The following is a 16460-nucleotide window of genomic DNA, read 5'->3' on the forward strand; positions in this document are numbered from 1 at the left end:
CGCTACCAGATCAGGTCGTCAGGCACTTCGAACTGCTTGTAGTACTCGTCGTCTGCGTCGTTGCCGCTGCCGGTTTTTGCGCGGCCGTGATCGAGCACGATCATCGCCGCGTCGCGTTCGTAGACCTTGTCGGCCGCGCCGCGCGGCAGCAATTCGTAACCCTGGTCGTGACGCACGATCACCAGCGTGCCGCTGGCCAGTTGGACGCGCAGCGCCTGGTTGACCAGCACGTCGCGGATCGTGTCGCCGTCGGTGAAGCGATAGGCGATCTCGCCCTCGCGCTTCACCTTGTGTGCCTCGACGATCTGGCGAATCTGGGCATGCTGCTCGTTCGCGCGCAGCTGGGCGTTGCGTTCGGCGGCCAGCGCGCGATCCCGCTCCGCTTTCTCGGCCTGCAACCGCTGTGCGTCCACCTGCCCGGCAGCCGGCGGCGCAGGCGCGTTGCCCTTGCGCTGCTTCGCCTGCTCGCGCACTGCCTGCGCCGCCTTGGCCTTGTTGACCAGGCCGGCCTTGAGCAGTTGTTCTTGCAGGGGATTGCGCATGGGATGAGGGAAAGACGGGCAGGGTTGCGGGGGAAGATTGTAACGCGCGGGTGTCCAGCTCACGGAGGTTGCCTGACCCGAAGCGCTGTTCTGCGCCAGGCTGGTCTCTCAATCTGGGGGCGACTTGCTTCCATTCGCCTCGACACGCAAGGCGAGTTCGCCATCGGCGAGACGCGCGCGCAACTTCATGTTGACCGCTACGTCCCTGACCGAACGCACGACCTTGCCCTCGACATCGAGCAGGATGGCGTAGCCGCGTTCGAGCGTGGCCAGCGGGCTCACCGCATGCAGCGCGTGGCCGGTATGGCGCAGACGGGTCTGCCGCCGTTCCAGGATGTGCGCAAGGGCACGGCGCAGGCGCTGATCCTGTTCGGCCAGCCTGCGCGCCAGCAGTGGCAGGCGCGCCCGCGGATGCTGCGCCAGCAGGCGTGCATGCAACCGTTCCAGGCGGACATGGCGGAGCTGGCTCTGTTCGCGCAGCACCGCAGTGAGGCGCCGCTGCAGATGCATCAGCCGTTCGCGGTCACGTTGCAAGCGCGCCTGCGGCCGCTGTGTCTGCAGCCGCGCCAGCAGATGATCGACGCGTTGGGCGTGCGCCTGCAGCAACCGCTGCTGCAAGGTCAGCATGCGCTGCTGCAGCTGCTGCAGATGACGGTCGATCGCCACCGCATCGGGCACCAGCAATTCGGCCGCGGCCGATGGCGTCGGCGCGCGCAGGTCGGCGACGAAGTCGGCGATGCTGAAGTCGATTTCGTGGCCGACGGCCGAGACCACCGGCACGGTGCTGGCATGGATCGCCCGCGCCACCGCTTCGTCGTTGAACGCCCACAAATCTTCCAGCGAGCCGCCGCCGCGGGTCAGCAGCAGCGCGTCGTAGCGGCCACTGGACGAAGCCTTGCGTAACATGGCGACGATCGCCGGCGGCGCTTCGCGGCCCTGCACCGGCACCGGCAACACCTCGACATCGGCCAGCGGCCAGCGCCGCGCCAGCACGCTCAGCACGTCGCGCACGGCGGCGCCGGTGGCCGAGGTGATCACTCCGATGCGGCGCGCGTAACGGGGCAGGGCGCGCTTGCGGGCCTGCGCGAACAGGCCTTCGGCATCGAGCCTTGCCTTGAGTTGTTCGAACTCGCGCTGCAGTGCACCTTCGCCGGCCGGCTCCATGTATTCGGTGACCAGCTGGAATTCGCCGCGCGGCTCGTACAGGCCGACCTTGGCGCGCAACAGCACCTGCATGCCGTCGACCGGGCGGAAGCGCAACGCGGAGGCCTTCAGCTTGAACATCGCGCAGCGCACCTGGGCGCCGCTGTCCTTCAAGGTGAAGTACAGATGGCCGGAGGCGGGCTTCGCCACGTTCGACAACTCGCCCTCGATCCATACCTGCGGCAGCGCGTCGCCCAGCAGGTCGCGCACCAGCCGGTTGAGCGAGCTGGGGGTCAGGACGTGGCGTGGCGTGTCGTCGAATGGCGCATGCATAAGGGGAGCGAGCCTAGCATGGCGAAAGTATCAAGTCGTGAAAAAACATCCGCTTGAGGCAGGGAATGCAGGGAGCACTTCAAGCGGGCTTCGCGCTCAGTCGCCGTCGTCGGCGGGTCGTTTGCGCAGGCGCCAGGCACGGATGCCGAGATTGAGTGCGAACCAGCCGCACAGCACCCCCAACGGCCAGCCCACCCACGCCGGCCACAGGATCGCGACGACCGCCAGCGCGAGCAGCACCAGCGTGCCGACGAACAGCGGGCTGCTGGAGCTGTCGCCGAGCACGCGTCGGTTGGTCAATGCCGCGCCGACTCTGTTGGCGATGCGCAAGGCGCCGGCGGCGGCACGGCCGGAGCTGCCGCCGGCGCGGTGAATCCGGGGCGGGCGGGCTTCGCTGCTGCGTACGCGCTCGCTGCTGCCACGGCGGCGGGGTGCCGCCAGCACGATTTCGGTGGCGTTGCCCAGATCGCGTTCGTACTGCGCGGCAAGCTGGCCGGCGAAGCCGGCGTCCTCGACCGCCACGTCGAGTTCGCGATTGCTCAACCAACTGGCGATGTTGAGGTTGGACGAACCGACTCGCGCCCACTGCCCATCGGCGACCGCGGTCTTGGCGTGCAGCATCGAGCCGTTCCACTCGAACACGCGGATGCCGGCTTTCAGCAGCGGCCGATAGCCCGAACGCGACATGCTGGCCACTGCGGGGATGTCGTTGCTGCCGGGCACCAGCAGGCGCACGTCCACGCCGTCGCGGGCGGCCGCCACCAGTGCCTGCACGTATGGCATGAGGCCCACGAAATAGGCGTCGGTCAGCCACAGCGTCTTGCGTGCCATCGATGCGATCAACTGATCGAGCCGGTACATGCCGGCCGTGGCCGGCTGGGTGGCGATCAGGCGCAGGGAGACGTCGCCGGCGGTCGTGACGGGTTCCGGCGGGGGTACAAACTGCCGCAGCGCGGCACCGGTCTCGTGCCAGCTTTGCGCGAACGCCGCCTCCAGCTCCGCCACCACGGGACCGTGCAGCGCCACGCCGGTGTCGCGCCACGGCGGCACGTTGCGGGTGGGGTCGCCCAGCCATTTCGCGCTGATGCATACGCCGGACAGGAAGCCGTGTACGCCATCGACCACCAACAGCTTGCGATGGTCGCGGCTGATCCAGCCGAACGGTTGCCCCAGCGACGGTGGATTGAATACGCGCACTTCTCCGCCGGCCGCGCGCAATGGTGCCCAGAAGGAGTTGCGCGACTGGCCCAGGCAGCCGACCCAGTCCACCACCACGGCCACAAACACGCCGCTTTGCGCTCGCTCGACCAGGGCATCGCGGAAGGCGAGGCCGACCTCGTCGTTGCGGATGATGTAGTTCTCCAGCAGCACGCGCTGCCGCGCACCCCGGATCGCCGTCAGCCAGGCGTCGTAATGCGCGGCCGCGTCGATCATCAGTTCCACCGCGTTGCCGTTGAGCAGGGGTGCGCCGGCGGCACGGCTCAACGCCTGCTCCGCCAGCAGGCGGATCGGCGTGGAATGGATCGGTGGCATGGGCATGTCGCCAGTTTAGGCGATGACATCGTGTGTGCGTTGTCGTTGGCAAGCTTCTGGCATGATCCGGCACATGCAGATCGAGCACCGCTACACCGATACCGATGCATGCGCGCGCTACCTCGCCGACGAACTGGGAGCGGATCTGCGCGTTGCCGCCCCGCTGGGGCTGGGCAAGCCGCATGGGCTGCTCAATGCGCTGTACCGGAACACCGCGGCCGACCCGCTCCGTTCGATGCGCCTGTACACCGCGCTGTCGCTGACCCGGCCGCAACCGGCGCCGGGACTGGAGTGGCGATTTCTCGGGCCGTTCCTCGAGCGCCACTTCGGCGCCGATCAGGTCGATCCGCAGTACGCGCTGGATCAGGCGCGCGGAGCGTTGCCCTCGAACGTCGAAGTGCACGAGTTCTACCTGCAGTCAGGCGCGCTGCTGCATTCGGCCTGTGCGCAGCGCAGTTACATCAGCCAGAACTACACCCACGTCGCCCGTGATCTGGTGGTGCAGGACATCAACCTGCTGGTGCAACTGGTGGCGCGCCGCGAGGGGCCGGACGGGGCGCACTACAGCTTGTCGTGCAATCCGGACCTGACCCTGGATTTCCTGCGCCAGGTACAGCTCGCCGGCAAGCAGCGGCCGTTGTGCGTAGCGGTGGTGCATCCGGACCTGCCGTACCTGAGCGGCCACGCCGAAGTTGCCGAAGACTATTTCGACGTGGAGCTGTGTCCGGAAACCACGCCCCCGCTGTTCGCGCTGCCGCGGCAGCCGATCGATCTTGCCGAATACGCGCTGGGCCTGCATGCCAGTGCGCTGGTCAGGGACGGCGGCTGCCTGCAGATCGGCATCGGCGCGTTGTCCGATGCACTGGTCAAGGCGCTGCTGTTGCGCCAGCAGGACAACACCGTGTGGCGGCGCGCGCTGGTGGCGCTGGATCGGCGCGGCGCGACGCATGCGCTGGCCGGATGGCTGGGTGGCCTGACCGCGTTCCAGGCCGGCTTGTATGGCGCCAGCGAGATGGTGATGGACGGCTTCATGCACCTGCAGCGCGCCGGCATCCTGAAGCGACGCAGCTGGGACAATCTCGCGCTGGAACGCGCCTCGGCGGCCGGCCGGCTGGCCGCCGACGTGCCCGGCGGACATTACCTGCGCGGCGCGTTCTTTCTAGGTTCGCGCGAACTGTATGCGTGGCTGGACGCCACCGAAGCAGCCGATCCGGATGCGATCGACATGGGCCCGGTCTCCAACGTCAACCATCTGTACGGCGATCATCAGGTGCTGGCGACGTTGCAGCGGCGCGGCGCGCGTTTCTTCAACACCTGCATGATGGCGACCCTGCTCGGTGCCGCGGTGTCCGACACGCTGGACGATGGTGAAGTCGTCAGCGGTGTCGGCGGCCAGTACAACTTCGTGGCCATGGCGCACGAGCTCCCGGAAGGCCGCTCGGTACTACTGCTGCGCGCGACCCGGCAGGTGCGCGGCGGCATAGAAAGCAATATCCGCTGGAACTACGGCCAGACCACCATTCCGCGCCACCTGCGCGACATCTACGTGACGGAATACGGTGTCGCCGACCTGCGCGGCAAGAGCGACAGCGAGTGCGTCGAGGCGATGCTGTCGATCAGCGACGCGCGTTTTCTCGACGCGCTGTGCGCGGAGGCGAAGGCGCACGGCAAGCTGGCCGCGGACTTCGTGATACCCGACGCCTGGCGCCGGCATGCTCCGCGCTACCTGCACGAGGCGCTGGCGCCGTTCCAGCAGAAAGGCCTGCTGCCGCAATTTCCGTTCGGCAGCGATTTCACCGAGATCGAGCAGCGCCTGCTGCCGGCGCTGAACTGGCTGAAAGCCTGCAGCAGCCACTGGCGCGGCCGATGGCGGCTGTTGCGGGCGATTTGCCGACCCGGTGCGATGGCCGCCGACGAAGCCGAGGCGCAGGCGCGGATGGGGCTGGCGCACCCGACCAAGCTGGCCGATCGCCTGCAGCGCCGCCTGCTGCAGGCCGCGCTGCGCCGCAAGCAAATGTAGGAGCCCGCTCGCGGGCGATGCTTTTGCTATGAATCTCCCTAGCCAACGGGACATCAAGGCAAGAGCATCGCCCGCGAGCGGGCTCCTACGTGCGCGGCGGCCTATACGATGTCCTGCGCGGGTGGGGCGGTTTCTTCGGGGGGCTTCGGGGCGGACTCTTCCGGCGGCGGATCATCCAGCAGCGGCAGGATCGCGGGGCTGTCCAGGTCGTCGAACTGCTGCCAGGTAATCAGGTAGGAGCCCGCTCGCGGGCGATGCCGTTGCTATGAATCTCCCTAGCCAACGGGACATCAAGGCAAGAGCATCGCCCGCGAGCGGGCTCCTACGTGCGCGGTGGCCTATACGATGTCCTGCGCGGGTGGGGCGGTTTCTTCGGGGGGCTTCGGGGCGGACTCTTCCGGCGGCGGATCATCCAGCAGCGGCAGGATCGCGGGGCTGTCCAGGTCGTCGAACTGCTGGTGGTTGACGGCCCAGAAGAACAGCGCCACCGCGACCAGCAGCAGCAAAGCGGTGACCGGGATCAGCATCAGCAGGATGTTCATGCGCGCAGCTCGCGTGCCCGTTTTGCGGGGCTGGCCGGATCGGGGCGGCCGGATGTCTCGTGGCGACCGACTCGCAGCGCGTTCAGCACCACTACCAGCGAGCTCAGCGACATGCCGATGCCGGCCAGCCATGGCGGCACGAAGCCAAACGCGGCAAACGGCACGGCGCACAGGTTGTACAGCAACGACCAGCGTCGGCTCTGCGCCATCACTCGCTGTACTTGGCGGGCGATCGCGCGGGCATCGATCAGACCGTCCAGACGTCCATCGAGCAACAGCAGGTCGGCGTGCGCCTGCGCCAGTTCGGTGCCGGAGGTCAGCGCCGCGGAGACGTCGGCGCCGGCCAGCAGTGGCGCGTCGTTGCTGCCGTCGCCGACGGCCAGCGTGAGGTGGCCGTCGCAGCGCGCAGCCTGCAGCCGTTCGAGCTTGTCGACTGGCGACTGGCGTGCATGCCAGTCGTCGATGCCGAGGCGGCTGGCGATAGCGGCCACGCGTGCTTCATCGTCGCCGCTGGCGATCGCGGGCATGACGCCGTCGGCGCGAAGCGCATCGAGCACACGGCGGGCATCGGCGCGCGGTTGCTCGTCCAGATGGAACGCCGCGATGGCGCCTTGCGCGTCGGCCAGCAGCAGCGCGCCCGCTGCGTTTGCCGGCACAGGCTGGCCGCTGGGTGCGAGCGCGAAGTCGGCGCGGCCCAGACGCAGCGAGCGACCGTCGACCTCGCCACTGATGCCGGCGCCGGCGCTGACCTGCACCGACTGCGCACGCAGCGGCAGCGCGTTCTGGCGGGCGGCATCGGCGAGGGCGCGGGCCAGCGGATGCGAGCTTTCGTGGGCCAGCGCGGCAGCCAGCTGCAGCAGGTTGTCCGGTGTGTCGCCACGCAGGGGCTCGACGGCGCGACGGTCCAGTTGCGGCACGCTCAGCGTGCCGGTCTTGTCGAACAACGCGTAGTCGACCTGCGCCAGTATGGCGAGTGCGGCGCCGTCGGTGACCAGTACGCCGCGACCGGCGAGCACGCCGAGTGCGCGGGTCAGCGTGGCCGGGCGGGTCAGCGCGAACGCGCAAGGACAGGCCACCACCAGCACCGCCACGGCGGCCTCGAACGCGCGCGCGGGATCGACCAGCAGCCAGCCCAGCGCGGTGAGTGCGGTCAGCAGCAACACGCGGCCGACGAACCGGCCGATCTCGCGATCGTTGCCGCCCAGCAGGCTGCGGGCCTGTCGGGCGCGCGTGGCCAGCGCGCCCAGTCGCGCCACGGTGGTGGCCGCGCCGCTTCGCTCCACGCATAGCTCGACCGGGCCGGACAACAGCACGCTGCCGGCGACCAGCCGCTCGCCGCGTACGCGGCACAGCAGGCGCGACTCGCCCGACAGCAGCGCCTCGTCCACTTGCACGCGCGCGCTTTCCAGCACGCCGTCCGCCGGCACGGTGCCGCCTTCGGCGATATGCACCAGGTCGCCGGGCAGCAACGCGATCGCAGGGACCGTTTCCAGTTCGCCGTCGGCGCGACGACGTTCGGCCAGCAGGGGCGATGCGTCGATCACCGCATCGCCCAGCGCGCCGCTGCGATGGCGCGAGCGCAGTTCCAGATAGCGGCTGCCGAGCAGCAGGAACACGAACATGCTCACCGAATCGAAATAGATCTCGCCGCTGCCGCGCAGCGTGTTGAACGCGCTGGCGAGAAACACCAGAGCTACCGCCAGCGCCACCGGCAGGTGGATGCCGAGCCGGCGTTCGCGCAGTTCGCGCAAGGCGCCGGCGAAAAATGGCTGGGCCGAGTAGAACACCACGGGCACGGTGGTGATCAGGCCGAGCCAGCGGAACAGGTCGCGCGTGCTGAAGTCGACGAAATCGACAACGCCGATGTAGATCACGAATGCGTATGTCATCACTTGCATCGCGCACATGCCGGCGACCAGCAGCCGCTTCAGCGCATCGTGCTGCTCGTGCGAGCGGGCATCGTCGATGCTGTCGTGCTGCAGTGGCTGCGCCGGGCAGTGCGCAGCGGCGAAGTTGTCCAGCAGGCTGGGCAGCGACGTGCGCTGCACGTCCCACACTACCCTCACGCGCCGGGCCGCACGATCGACGGCGACGCGCCGCACGCCGGGCAGCGCGCGAATCCGCTGCTCCAGCCACAGCAGCAGGCGGGGGTCGTCCAGCGATTCGACGCGCAAGGCGATCTCGCTGCAACCGTCGCGGCGGCTGCGCAATACCTGCGCCGCGAGTTGCGGATGGGCCCATGCTGCATAGGTGCTGGCCGCATAGGAGCTGGCCCCGTAGACGCTCATCGCGGCGGACCGTCTGGCGGACGCTGCGGACTGCTGTGTGCGCTGGCCGGGACGCCGAAGACGGTATGCGAGGTTTGCACGGGCGTGTCGGCGTAGCGCACGCCGAGCACGATCATCCACACGCAACCGGCTATCGACCCGACGAAGACCGCGATGCCCAGCCACAGCACCGGCTGGCGATACCAGGCCGATGCGGTGCGGGCGGCGATGTCACTGGCTGCTGGCATCGGCGGGATGCGACAGGTGATAGACGTAAGCGGCGACGATGCGGATCTGGTCGTCGGTCAGCCGCGGGCTCCACGCCGGCATGTGGCCTTGGCGACCGTCGTGAACTGTCTTGTGGATATCCGCCACGGTACCGCCATGCAGCCAGATGTGATCCGTGAGGTTCGGTGCGCCGATCGCATGGCTGCCCTTGCCGTCGGTGCCGTGGCAGGCCGCGCAGGTGGCGAACAATGGCTTGCCGGCGACCGCCTTGGCCCGGTCGTGCGGCGAGCCGGACAGGCTCAGCACGTACTGCACAAGGTTGTCGACGTTGTCCTCGCCCAGGCTGGCCCACGGCGGCATCACGCCGGCACGGCCGTCGTGGATCGAGGTGACGATGTCCTTGCCGCTGCCGCCGTACAGCCAGTCGTTGTCGGTGAGATCGGGCGCGCCCAGCACCATGTTGCCCTTGCCGCTGCGCTGGTGGCAGGCGGCGCAGTTGTCCTGGAACAGGACCTTGCCCATCTGCAGGGCTTGCGGATCGCCGGCCAGTTGCTCGACCGGGTACAGCCGGAAGCGCGCCACCAGTGGATCGAGCTTCTCCTGGTTCGCGGCGACCGCTTTGGCCAGTTCGCCGTGCGAAGTCCAGCCCAGCGCACCCTTGTGATTGCCGAAGCCTGGGAACAGGAACAGATAGACGAACGCAGCCGCGAACATGCTGGCCGAGAACAGCAGCCACCAGCGCGGCAACTTGCGCACGCCCTCGCGCAGCACGCCGTGGGCCCATACGTGACCGCTGGTGCCGTCGGGCAAGGTAGGTATCTTCGCGCGCGGCCCCCACAAGAACAGGAACAGCGTGATGCTCATGTTGAGCACCACCAGGAACATCACCCATAACGACCATCCGCTGCTCATGGGCGGTTCTCCTTCGTGTCTGCTTCCGTATCGGGCTCGTCTTCCAGTGGCAGCCGCGCCATGCGGTTGAAGGTGGGCTTGTGCCGTTTGCGCCAGGCCCAGATCCAGATGCCGATGAAGCTGAACATCATCAGCAGGATGAACCCGCCGGCGATGTAACCCCAGATCGGATTCATCGGCGTCATGGCGTGCCTCCGGTGCTGGCCGGCGCATCGCTTGGAGCGGTGGGCGCGCCGGCCGGCGGATTGGGCTCGTTGCGGATACCCAGGCCTTGCAGATAGGCGATCAGCGCGTCCATTTCGGTCTTGCCCGCCAAGGCGGCAGGTGCCGCGGCGATATCGGCGTCGGTGTACGGATCGCCCAGCCGGCGCAGTGTGCGCATGCGCGCCTGCACGTCGGCGGCGTCGATAGTGTCGTGCGCCAGCCAGGGGTAGCCGGGCATGTTCGACTGCGGCACGACCTGGCGCGGGTTCATCAGATGCATGCGATGCCAGTCGTCGGAATACTTGCCGCCGACCCGGGCCAGATCCGGCCCGGTGCGCTTGGAGCCCCACTGGAACGGACGGTCGTAGACCGACTCGGCCGCCGTCGAGAAGTGACCGTAGCGCTGGGTCTCGAAACGCAGCGCGCGGATCATCTGCGAGTGGCACAGATAGCAGCCCTCGCGCACATAGACGTCCTTGCCGATCAGCCGCAGCGGATCGTACGGATGCACCCCCGGCGGCGCCTTCAGCGAATGCGCCTCCATGAACAGCGGCGTGATCTCGGCCAGTCCGCCCAGCGAGACCATGATCGCGATCAGGATGCCGAGCAGGCCGGCGTGTTTCTCGATCGCTTCGAAATGCTTGTAGGCCATGGTATGAGATCTACTTGAAGAGTTCGGCCATGGATGGCCGCCTTTGGATTTGCGGGATCGGGTTGCGCCCACCAAACAGGAAGTTGACCGGAGTGGCGATCATGGACGAGCGCATCAGCTGACGCCGGCAGGCAGCGGAGCGGGTACCTGGTGCAGTACCGGTTCGGGGATGGGCACCGGAATCGGCTTGATCAGCCGCGCCCGCGCATCCGCGGCGGTGTGCCACAGGTTCCACGCCATCACCCACATGCCCGAGAGGATGCTCACGCCACCCATCCAGCGGATCAGGTACATCGGCTTGATCGCGATCAGGCTGTCCAGGAAGCTGTAGGTGAGCGCGCCGTCGGGCTGGGTGGCGCGCCACATCAGACCTTCGGTGACGCCGGCCGTCCACATCGAGCCCACATAGAGCAGGGTGCCCGCCATGTGCAGCCAGAAATGCCACTCCATCGCCGCGCGCGAGTGCATTTCCGGACGGCCCAGCGCACGCGGCGCCATCGCGTACAGCGAACCGATGGTGATCATCGCGACCCAGCCCAGCGAGCCCGAATGCACGTGGGCGATCGTCCAGTCGGTGTAGTGCGACAGCGAGTTCACCGTCTTGACCGCCATCATCGAGCCTTCGAAGGTGGCGGCCGCGTAGAACACCAGCGACATCACCATGAACTTGGCGGCGGGGTCGGTCTTGAGCCGCCACCACGAGCCGTTGAAGGTGAGCAGGCCGTTGGCCGCCGAGCCCAGGCTGGGCATCAGCAACACCAGCGAGAACGCCATGCCGACCGACTGCACCCAGTCCGGCAGCGCGGTGTACATCAGGTGGTGCGCGCCGGCCCACATGTAGACCGAGATCAACGCCCAGAAATTGACGATGGAGAAGCGGTAGCTCCACAGCGGCTGCTGCGCCTGCCGGGGCACGAAGTAATACATCATGCCGAGGAAGCCGGCGGTGAGGAAGAACGCCACCGCATTGTGGCCGTACCACCATTCCACCATCGCATCGACCACGCCCGAATAGATCGGGTACGACTTGGTCCACGACACCGGCAGCGACAAGTGGTTGACGATGTGCAGCAGGCCCACCGCGATGATGAACGCACCGTAGTACCAGTTCGCCACGTAGATGTGCTTGATGCGCCGCCGTGCGAGGCTGGCGAAGAACACCACGCCGAAGCTCACCCACACCACGGCGGTCAGCAGGGCGATCCACCATTCCGGCTCGGCGTATTCCTTGCTGGTGGTCATGCCCAGCGGCATCGACACCATGGCCAGTACGCAGATCAGCTGCCAGCCCCAGAACGTGAAGCCGGCCAGCTTGCCCAGCGCCAGCCGCGCGTGCCCGGTGCGCTGCACCACGTAGTAACACGTGCCCATCAGCGCCGAGCCGCCGAATGCGAAGATCACGCCGAACGTGTGATCGGGACGCAACCGGCTGAACGTGATCCAAGGAAGGTCGAAATTGAGCGCCGGCCACATCAGCTCGGCGGCGATGTACACGCCTACCGACATGCCGATGATGCCCCATACGGCCGCAGCCAGCAGGAACTGGCGGACGACCTTGTCGTTGTAGTACTCGGTATTTGGCATGCGGTTCCCCGAATCAATCTCCCCAGTATTGGCGTGAAACCAATGCTCCGCCATGACTTCGATCAATTTGCTGCGACAATTCGCCCGTTCGGCACGGTTGGTGCGAATTGGGTGATCGGTCGGCTATGCCACCGCGTCGCCGCAGTTCCGGCGCCGGTCGGGCCGGCGGCGACAGCCACGGGTCATCGGCTTCCGGGTCGCGACTGCGCCGATTTGCCACAGGCCTGCAAGCCCGATCGGGTATTCTTGGCGGTGTCGTCGCGCATCGTCGCGACCTGTTTTCCGGTTGATGTCATGAGTGAGCTTGTTTCGCACAAACCGCGCCCGGCCGAGCCGGCGCTACGTCGGCCCAGCGTGGCCGTGCAGATCGGCAAGGTGCGCGTGGGCGGGGGGGCGCCGGTGGTGGTGCAATCGATGACCAACACCGACACCGAAGACCCGGCCGGCACCGCCAGGCAGATCGCCGAGCTGGCCCGTGCCGGCTCCGAACTGGTGCGCATCACGGTGAACACCCCCGCAGCTGCCGCCGCTGTGCCGCGCATTGCCGAGCGACTGGCGATGATGGGCGTGGACGTGCCGATCATCGGCGACTTCCACTACAACGGCCACCAGCTGCTGGAGCGCGAGCCGGCCTGCGCCGAGGCGCTGGCGAAGTACCGCATCAATCCCGGCAATGTCGGCTTCGGCAAGAAGAAAGACAGCCAGTTCGGCGCGATCATCGAGATGGCGCTGCGCTACGGCAAGCCGGTACGCATCGGTGCGAACTGGGGCTCGCTGGACCAGAGCATGGTCACCGCGCTGATGGACCAGAACGCGCTGCGTGCCGACCCCTGGGATGCCTCGCACGTGGCGCGCGAGGCGCTGATCCGCTCGGCGCTGGATTCGGCCGCGCTGGCCGAGAAGATCGGGCTGGCGCGCGATCGCATCATCCTGTCGTGCAAAGTCTCCGGTGTGCAGGAGCTGATCGCGGTGTATCGCGACCTCGCCGCGCGCTGCGACTATGCCTTGCACCTGGGCCTCACCGAGGCGGGCATGGGTTCCAAGGGCATCACCGCCTCCAGCGCCGCGCTGGCGGTGCTGTTGCAGGAAGGCATCGGCGACACCATCCGCATCTCGCTCACGCCCGAGCCGGGCGCGTCGCGTACCGGCGAGGTTATCGTGGCGCAGGAGCTGCTGCAGACGATGGGCTTGCGCTCGTTCACACCGCTGGTCACTGCATGTCCCGGTTGCGGCCGCACCACCAGCGAGTTCTTCCAGGAGCTGGCGAAGACCGTGCAGGAACACGTGCGCGAGCAGATGCCGGTCTGGCGCATCAAGTACGACGGCGTGGAAAACCTCACGCTGGCGGTGATGGGCTGCATCGTCAACGGGCCGGGTGAATCCAAGCACGCCAACATCGGCATTTCGCTTCCCGGCAACGGCGAGGCGCCGGCAGCGCCGGTGTTCATCGACGGCGAGAAGGCGATGACCTTGCGTGGCGACAATATCGCGAACGAATTCGTCGGCATCCTGGACGATTACGTGGCGCGCAAGTACGTGGCGCGGGCCGGCTGAGGTTTCTGTCATACAGTCGCGCAGACTCATGTTTCCCGCTGCCGACTGCACGCAAGACGCGGAGTGCGCATGTCGTGCGCGGGACGTTCTCGCCGGAGCCTTGACTTGACGATCAGCCCCCAATTCCGCACGGCCGCTTCCTACGTGCTGCTGTCCGGGTTATGGATATGGTTTTCCGATCGTGCACTGAACGCGATGGTGCGCGGCCAGGTCCAGCTCACCTTCCTGCAGAGCATCAAAGGTGGCCTGTTCGTACTGATTACCGGTGTATTGCTGTACTGGATGATAGGCCGTGATCTGCGCCGCTTGCGGCTGGCCAACCATACCTTGCGCGAAGGCCACAAGCAGACGCTACGCGTGCTGGTGTCGGCGATGGACATCCGCCACAAGGAAACCGGCGACCATTCCGACCGGGTGATGCGCATGTCCGCCGGCCTCGCCCGGCGGGCCGGCGTGGAAGGCGAGGCGCTGCGTCATCTCACGTTCGGTGCCTTGCTGCACGACATCGGCAAGCTGGCGTTGCCGGATTCGGTGCTGATCAAGCCCGGCAAGCTGGACGACGAAGAGATGGCGGTGATGCGCCAGCATCCGAAACTCGGTTATGAACTGTTGCAGCAGGTCGATTTCCTGCGCGAGGCCGGCGATATTCCGCACAGCCATCATGAGCGTTGGGATGGCGCCGGGTATCCGCAAGGCCTGCGCGGCGAGGACATTCCGCTGGCGGCACGGATCTTCAGCGTGGTCGATGTATGGGATGCGCTGATCTCGCCGCGGGTCTACAAGCCGGCGTGGCCCGAGCATGAAGTGCTGGACTATTTGCGCCAGGTCGCCGGCAGCCAGCTCGATCCGGACCTGGTGGCGCTGTTCCTGGAGCACTACGATGACATCAAGGCGCTGGGCCGCGCTGCAGCCGACTGAATCCGACGGTCGTCAATCGGACGCGCAAGGCTGAATCAAGCGTGGCGTGAACGCGCTCCAGCTGCCGACGAGTCCGGCACGTTGGCCGAGCTCGGCGACCTGTTGCAGAAACTGCGTGCGCGGTATCTCGATCGCGCCCAGGCCGAGTGTATGTGCATTGCTGACCTGGGCATCGAGCAGCGGGAAATCCATGTCGTGCAGCAATCGGGCGAGCGCGGCAAGCGCGAGCTTGGAGCCGCCGCTCTCGGCGCTGAACATCGATTCGCCGCAGAACAATCGGCCGACCGCGACGCCGTAGATGCCACCCACCAGCCGCTCGCCATCCCACACTTCCACGCTGTGTGCATGGCCTTGTCGATGCAATTGCACGTAGGCGTCGATCATCGCCGGCACCAGCCAGGTGCCCGAGTCGTCGGCGCGCGGCGCGGCGCAGGCGCGGATGACCGCATCGAACGCATGATCGGCGGTCAGCCGCCAATGCCGGCCGGCCAGCTGGCGGCGCAGGCTGCGATTGATCCGCACCGCTTCGGTACGGAACACGCAACGCGGATCGGGCGACCACCACAGGATCGGTTCGCCCTCGCCGAACCATGGAAAGATGCCGTGGGCATAAGCGGCAAGCAGACGCCGTGGGGACAGGTCGCCGCCGAACGCCAGCAGGCCGTTCGGCTCGGTCAGCGCGCCGCGCGGGTCAGGGAAGCGATCCCAGGCATCGGGATCCAGTAGCGGCAGGCGGATCATCGCGCGGTATCGCCGTGCTGCTCGGCATTGTCTTGATGAAGGCCGTGATCAGCGTACGGGCTATGGCTCCGCAGCTCGTCGACATAAGCGTCGACCGCTTGCGCTTCGCTGGCAAGCGCCGCGGCCACGGCGGCGCGGAAATCGGGGTTGGCCAGATAATGCCGCGAGTGCGTACGTACCGGCAGGAAACCACGCGCCAGCTTGTGCTCGCCCTGCGCGCCGGGCTCGAAGCGGGTCAACCGGTGCGCGATCGCATGCTCGATGCCGCGGTAATAGCACAGCTCGCACTGGGACGACGCAACTCGTTCAGTTTCGGCCATTGAAATTCGTTGATTAACTCGGAAGGCGCTTATAATATTTTTTGTAACCGATGTACGCTATGACTAGCGCAACGGCAAAAAAAATACCCAGTTATCTAGGAAAAAGTTTGGCGTGTAGAGCTTCTGCACCGGGTCACAACTTATATGAAGTGATTCATGCTCAGTTCGTACACAAGCCCATAAGCTCCCATGGTTGAGGTGATAAAGAGCATCATCGCTGGGTGGAACTATTTGCCCGCAGGACCATTCCTGTGAGGGAAAAGTTTCGTCGATAGAAACACAGGCATGGGTGTTCCCACCATACCAAAGCGACATTTCTTGAGTTAGGTCTGGCATGTAGCCCCCTGTAAATTAATCAGCGAGGCTCAGATATTGTCTATCCAGCCAAAAAGCTTACGTTTCCAGCTTGAGGTCTTTTGCGTTTCAATCTGTGATGCTTGTTTCTTGGGCTCTTGCTTGCGTTCTTCTTTGCGTTCTTCCTTCGTAGTGCAATCTATGTCTATACCAAAGTCTACGAAGGCTGGTGGGGATTTATAGTCATTCCTTTTCCCCTGTGCTTCTGCGAATAGAAACCCTTTACCAAATGGTAATTGAGATTTGTCAGACTTCAAGACCGATTTTCTCAACATCACACGTGTTAAAGGTCTTAAAGTTAAAGGGTGGAATATCCTGTAGGCCGGTATGTTGATTCTGTCGCTATCGGGAACTGAAATACATATAAGATACGAATACCATTCATGCAAAACTCCGCATCTATGTATCCAGCCAACAAGGCCATTTTCATGGCGATAACAGCTTTGTGGGTCAATATAATGCTCAAGACCTTCTACATCTTTGCCTGGCGGATTCAACTACGAAGTGCACCACGGTTGAGGGAGACATCGAAAACGTGTTGTGGCGTACGGAAGTCTAAACGCTTTCGAGGCCGCTGGTTGAGCTTGTCTTCAATCGCTTGAATGTCGTCGTC

The 16460-nt window shown here is 66.0% G+C and carries 15 protein-coding genes and 1 pseudogene; 3 read left to right on the plus strand and 13 right to left on the minus strand.

Annotation, left to right across the window (positions count from 1 at the left end; all coding sequences use genetic code 11):
- Positions 1-2: 2 nt before the first annotated feature.
- The 3 genes from ACFPPB_RS17805 to ACFPPB_RS17815 all read right to left on the minus strand — a co-directional run bounded on the left by ACFPPB_RS17805 (position 3) and on the right by ACFPPB_RS17815 (position 3557).
- Positions 3-542, minus strand: coding sequence for a DUF2058 domain-containing protein (locus tag ACFPPB_RS17805; RefSeq protein WP_377329566.1), 540 nt, complete (start codon positions 540-542; stop codon positions 3-5).
- A gap of 108 nt (positions 543-650) precedes the next feature.
- Complete coding sequence (gene xseA, locus ACFPPB_RS17810) at positions 651-2018, minus strand: exodeoxyribonuclease VII large subunit (protein ID WP_377329568.1); 1368 nt, start codon at positions 2016-2018, stop codon at positions 651-653.
- Between the two features lie 96 nt (positions 2019-2114).
- A complete protein-coding gene (locus tag ACFPPB_RS17815) occupies positions 2115-3557 on the minus strand; it encodes a phospholipase D-like domain-containing protein (RefSeq protein WP_377329570.1) in 1443 nt (480 codons plus the stop codon).
- A 67-nt stretch (positions 3558-3624) separates the two neighbouring features.
- Between ACFPPB_RS17815 and ACFPPB_RS17820 the strand changes: the two genes are divergently transcribed.
- The gene (locus tag ACFPPB_RS17820) at positions 3625-5571 is read left to right on the plus strand and encodes an acetyl-CoA hydrolase/transferase C-terminal domain-containing protein (RefSeq protein ID WP_377329572.1); all 1947 of its coding nucleotides are present in this window, start codon (positions 3625-3627) and stop codon (positions 5569-5571) included.
- A gap of 338 nt (positions 5572-5909) precedes the next feature.
- On the opposite strand, the gene ccoS is transcribed toward ACFPPB_RS17820, so the two are convergent.
- The 7 genes from ccoS to ccoN form a co-directional block, all read right to left on the minus strand.
- The gene (gene ccoS / locus ACFPPB_RS17825) at positions 5910-6113 is read right to left on the minus strand and encodes a cbb3-type cytochrome oxidase assembly protein CcoS (protein ID WP_377329573.1); all 204 of its coding nucleotides are present in this window, start codon (positions 6111-6113) and stop codon (positions 5910-5912) included.
- Positions 6110-8401: a heavy metal translocating P-type ATPase gene (locus tag ACFPPB_RS17830; RefSeq protein WP_377329575.1), complete on the minus strand. Its 2292-nt coding sequence runs from the start codon at positions 8399-8401 to the stop codon at positions 6110-6112. The genes ccoS and ACFPPB_RS17830 overlap by 4 nt, the downstream gene beginning before the upstream one ends.
- On the minus strand, positions 8398-8628 hold the full coding sequence (locus ACFPPB_RS17835; protein WP_377329577.1) for a hypothetical protein: 231 nt from the start codon (positions 8626-8628) through the stop codon (positions 8398-8400). Before ACFPPB_RS17835 ends, ACFPPB_RS17830 begins: the two co-directional genes overlap by 4 nt.
- Positions 8612-9520 carry a cytochrome-c oxidase, cbb3-type subunit III gene (gene ccoP / locus ACFPPB_RS17840; protein ID WP_377329579.1) on the minus strand — a complete coding sequence of 303 codons (909 nt, stop codon included), beginning with the start codon at positions 9518-9520 and terminating at the stop codon, positions 8612-8614. The genes ACFPPB_RS17835 and ccoP overlap by 17 nt, the downstream gene beginning before the upstream one ends.
- The gene (locus ACFPPB_RS17845) at positions 9517-9705 is read right to left on the minus strand and encodes a cbb3-type cytochrome oxidase subunit 3 (protein ID WP_377329581.1); all 189 of its coding nucleotides are present in this window, start codon (positions 9703-9705) and stop codon (positions 9517-9519) included. The genes ccoP and ACFPPB_RS17845 overlap by 4 nt, the downstream gene beginning before the upstream one ends.
- Positions 9702-10376 (minus strand): cytochrome-c oxidase, cbb3-type subunit II, encoded by a 675-nt coding sequence (ccoO, locus tag ACFPPB_RS17850; protein ID WP_377329583.1) that lies wholly within the window; start codon positions 10374-10376, stop codon positions 9702-9704. Before ccoO ends, ACFPPB_RS17845 begins: the two co-directional genes overlap by 4 nt.
- Before the next feature lie 114 nt (positions 10377-10490).
- On the minus strand, positions 10491-11960 hold the full coding sequence (ccoN, locus tag ACFPPB_RS17855; RefSeq protein ID WP_377329585.1) for a cytochrome-c oxidase, cbb3-type subunit I: 1470 nt from the start codon (positions 11958-11960) through the stop codon (positions 10491-10493).
- A 294-nt stretch (positions 11961-12254) separates the two neighbouring features.
- Here ccoN and ispG point away from each other — a divergent pair, with 294 nt between their 5' ends.
- Both ispG and ACFPPB_RS17865 read left to right on the plus strand, forming a co-directional pair.
- Positions 12255-13514: a flavodoxin-dependent (E)-4-hydroxy-3-methylbut-2-enyl-diphosphate synthase gene (gene ispG / locus ACFPPB_RS17860; RefSeq protein ID WP_377329587.1), complete on the plus strand. Its 1260-nt coding sequence runs from the start codon at positions 12255-12257 to the stop codon at positions 13512-13514.
- Positions 13515-13619: 105 nt separating this feature from the next.
- A complete protein-coding gene (locus tag ACFPPB_RS17865; RefSeq protein ID WP_377329589.1) occupies positions 13620-14432 on the plus strand; it encodes an HD-GYP domain-containing protein in 813 nt (270 codons plus the stop codon).
- A gap of 12 nt (positions 14433-14444) precedes the next feature.
- Here ACFPPB_RS17865 and aat read toward each other — a convergent pair whose 3' ends face one another.
- The 3 genes and pseudogenes from aat to ACFPPB_RS17880 form a co-directional block, all read right to left on the minus strand.
- Positions 14445-15173, minus strand: a complete 729-nt coding sequence (aat, locus tag ACFPPB_RS17870; protein WP_377329591.1) for a leucyl/phenylalanyl-tRNA--protein transferase — start codon at positions 15171-15173, stop codon at positions 14445-14447.
- A pseudogene (locus tag ACFPPB_RS17875) lies at positions 15170-15457 on the minus strand (peptidogalycan biosysnthesis protein); the annotation flags it as partial. The gene aat and the pseudogene ACFPPB_RS17875, both read right to left, overlap by 4 nt.
- A gap of 401 nt (positions 15458-15858) precedes the next feature.
- A complete protein-coding gene (locus ACFPPB_RS17880) occupies positions 15859-16344 on the minus strand; it encodes a hypothetical protein (protein ID WP_377329593.1) in 486 nt (161 codons plus the stop codon).
- Between the last annotated feature and the right edge of the window lie 116 nt (positions 16345-16460).

Origin of the sequence: Rhodanobacter terrae, assembly GCF_042657005.1 — a bacterium.
Taxonomy (GTDB): Bacteria; Pseudomonadota; Gammaproteobacteria; order Xanthomonadales; family Rhodanobacteraceae; genus Rhodanobacter; species Rhodanobacter terrae.

What these genes read in the sequence shown, in the direction of transcription:
- ccoO (WP_377329583.1), bottom strand. Translation starts at nt 10,376, where the DNA reads ATGGCCTACAAGCATTTCGAAGCGATCGAGAAACACGCCGGCCTGCTC.
- ACFPPB_RS17805 (WP_377329566.1), bottom strand. Translation starts at nt 542, where the DNA reads ATGCGCAATCCCCTGCAAGAACAACTGCTCAAGGCCGGCCTGGTCAAC.
- ACFPPB_RS17830 (WP_377329575.1), bottom strand. Translation starts at nt 8,401, where the DNA reads ATGAGCGTCTACGGGGCCAGCTCCTATGCGGCCAGCACCTATGCAGCA.
- ACFPPB_RS17845 (WP_377329581.1), bottom strand. Translation starts at nt 9,705, where the DNA reads ATGACGCCGATGAATCCGATCTGGGGTTACATCGCCGGCGGGTTCATC.
- aat (WP_377329591.1), bottom strand. Translation starts at nt 15,173, where the DNA reads ATGATCCGCCTGCCGCTACTGGATCCCGATGCCTGGGATCGCTTCCCT.
- ccoS (WP_377329573.1), bottom strand. Translation starts at nt 6,113, where the DNA reads ATGAACATCCTGCTGATGCTGATCCCGGTCACCGCTTTGCTGCTGCTG.
- ACFPPB_RS17835 (WP_377329577.1), bottom strand. Translation starts at nt 8,628, where the DNA reads ATGCCAGCAGCCAGTGACATCGCCGCCCGCACCGCATCGGCCTGGTAT.
- ACFPPB_RS17815 (WP_377329570.1), bottom strand. Translation starts at nt 3,557, where the DNA reads ATGCCCATGCCACCGATCCATTCCACGCCGATCCGCCTGCTGGCGGAG.
- ccoP (WP_377329579.1), bottom strand. Translation starts at nt 9,520, where the DNA reads ATGAGCAGCGGATGGTCGTTATGGGTGATGTTCCTGGTGGTGCTCAAC.
- ACFPPB_RS17820 (WP_377329572.1), top strand. Translation starts at nt 3,625, where the DNA reads ATGCAGATCGAGCACCGCTACACCGATACCGATGCATGCGCGCGCTAC.
- ccoN (WP_377329585.1), bottom strand. Translation starts at nt 11,960, where the DNA reads ATGCCAAATACCGAGTACTACAACGACAAGGTCGTCCGCCAGTTCCTG.
- ispG (WP_377329587.1), top strand. Translation starts at nt 12,255, where the DNA reads ATGAGTGAGCTTGTTTCGCACAAACCGCGCCCGGCCGAGCCGGCGCTA.
- xseA (WP_377329568.1), bottom strand. Translation starts at nt 2,018, where the DNA reads ATGCATGCGCCATTCGACGACACGCCACGCCACGTCCTGACCCCCAGC.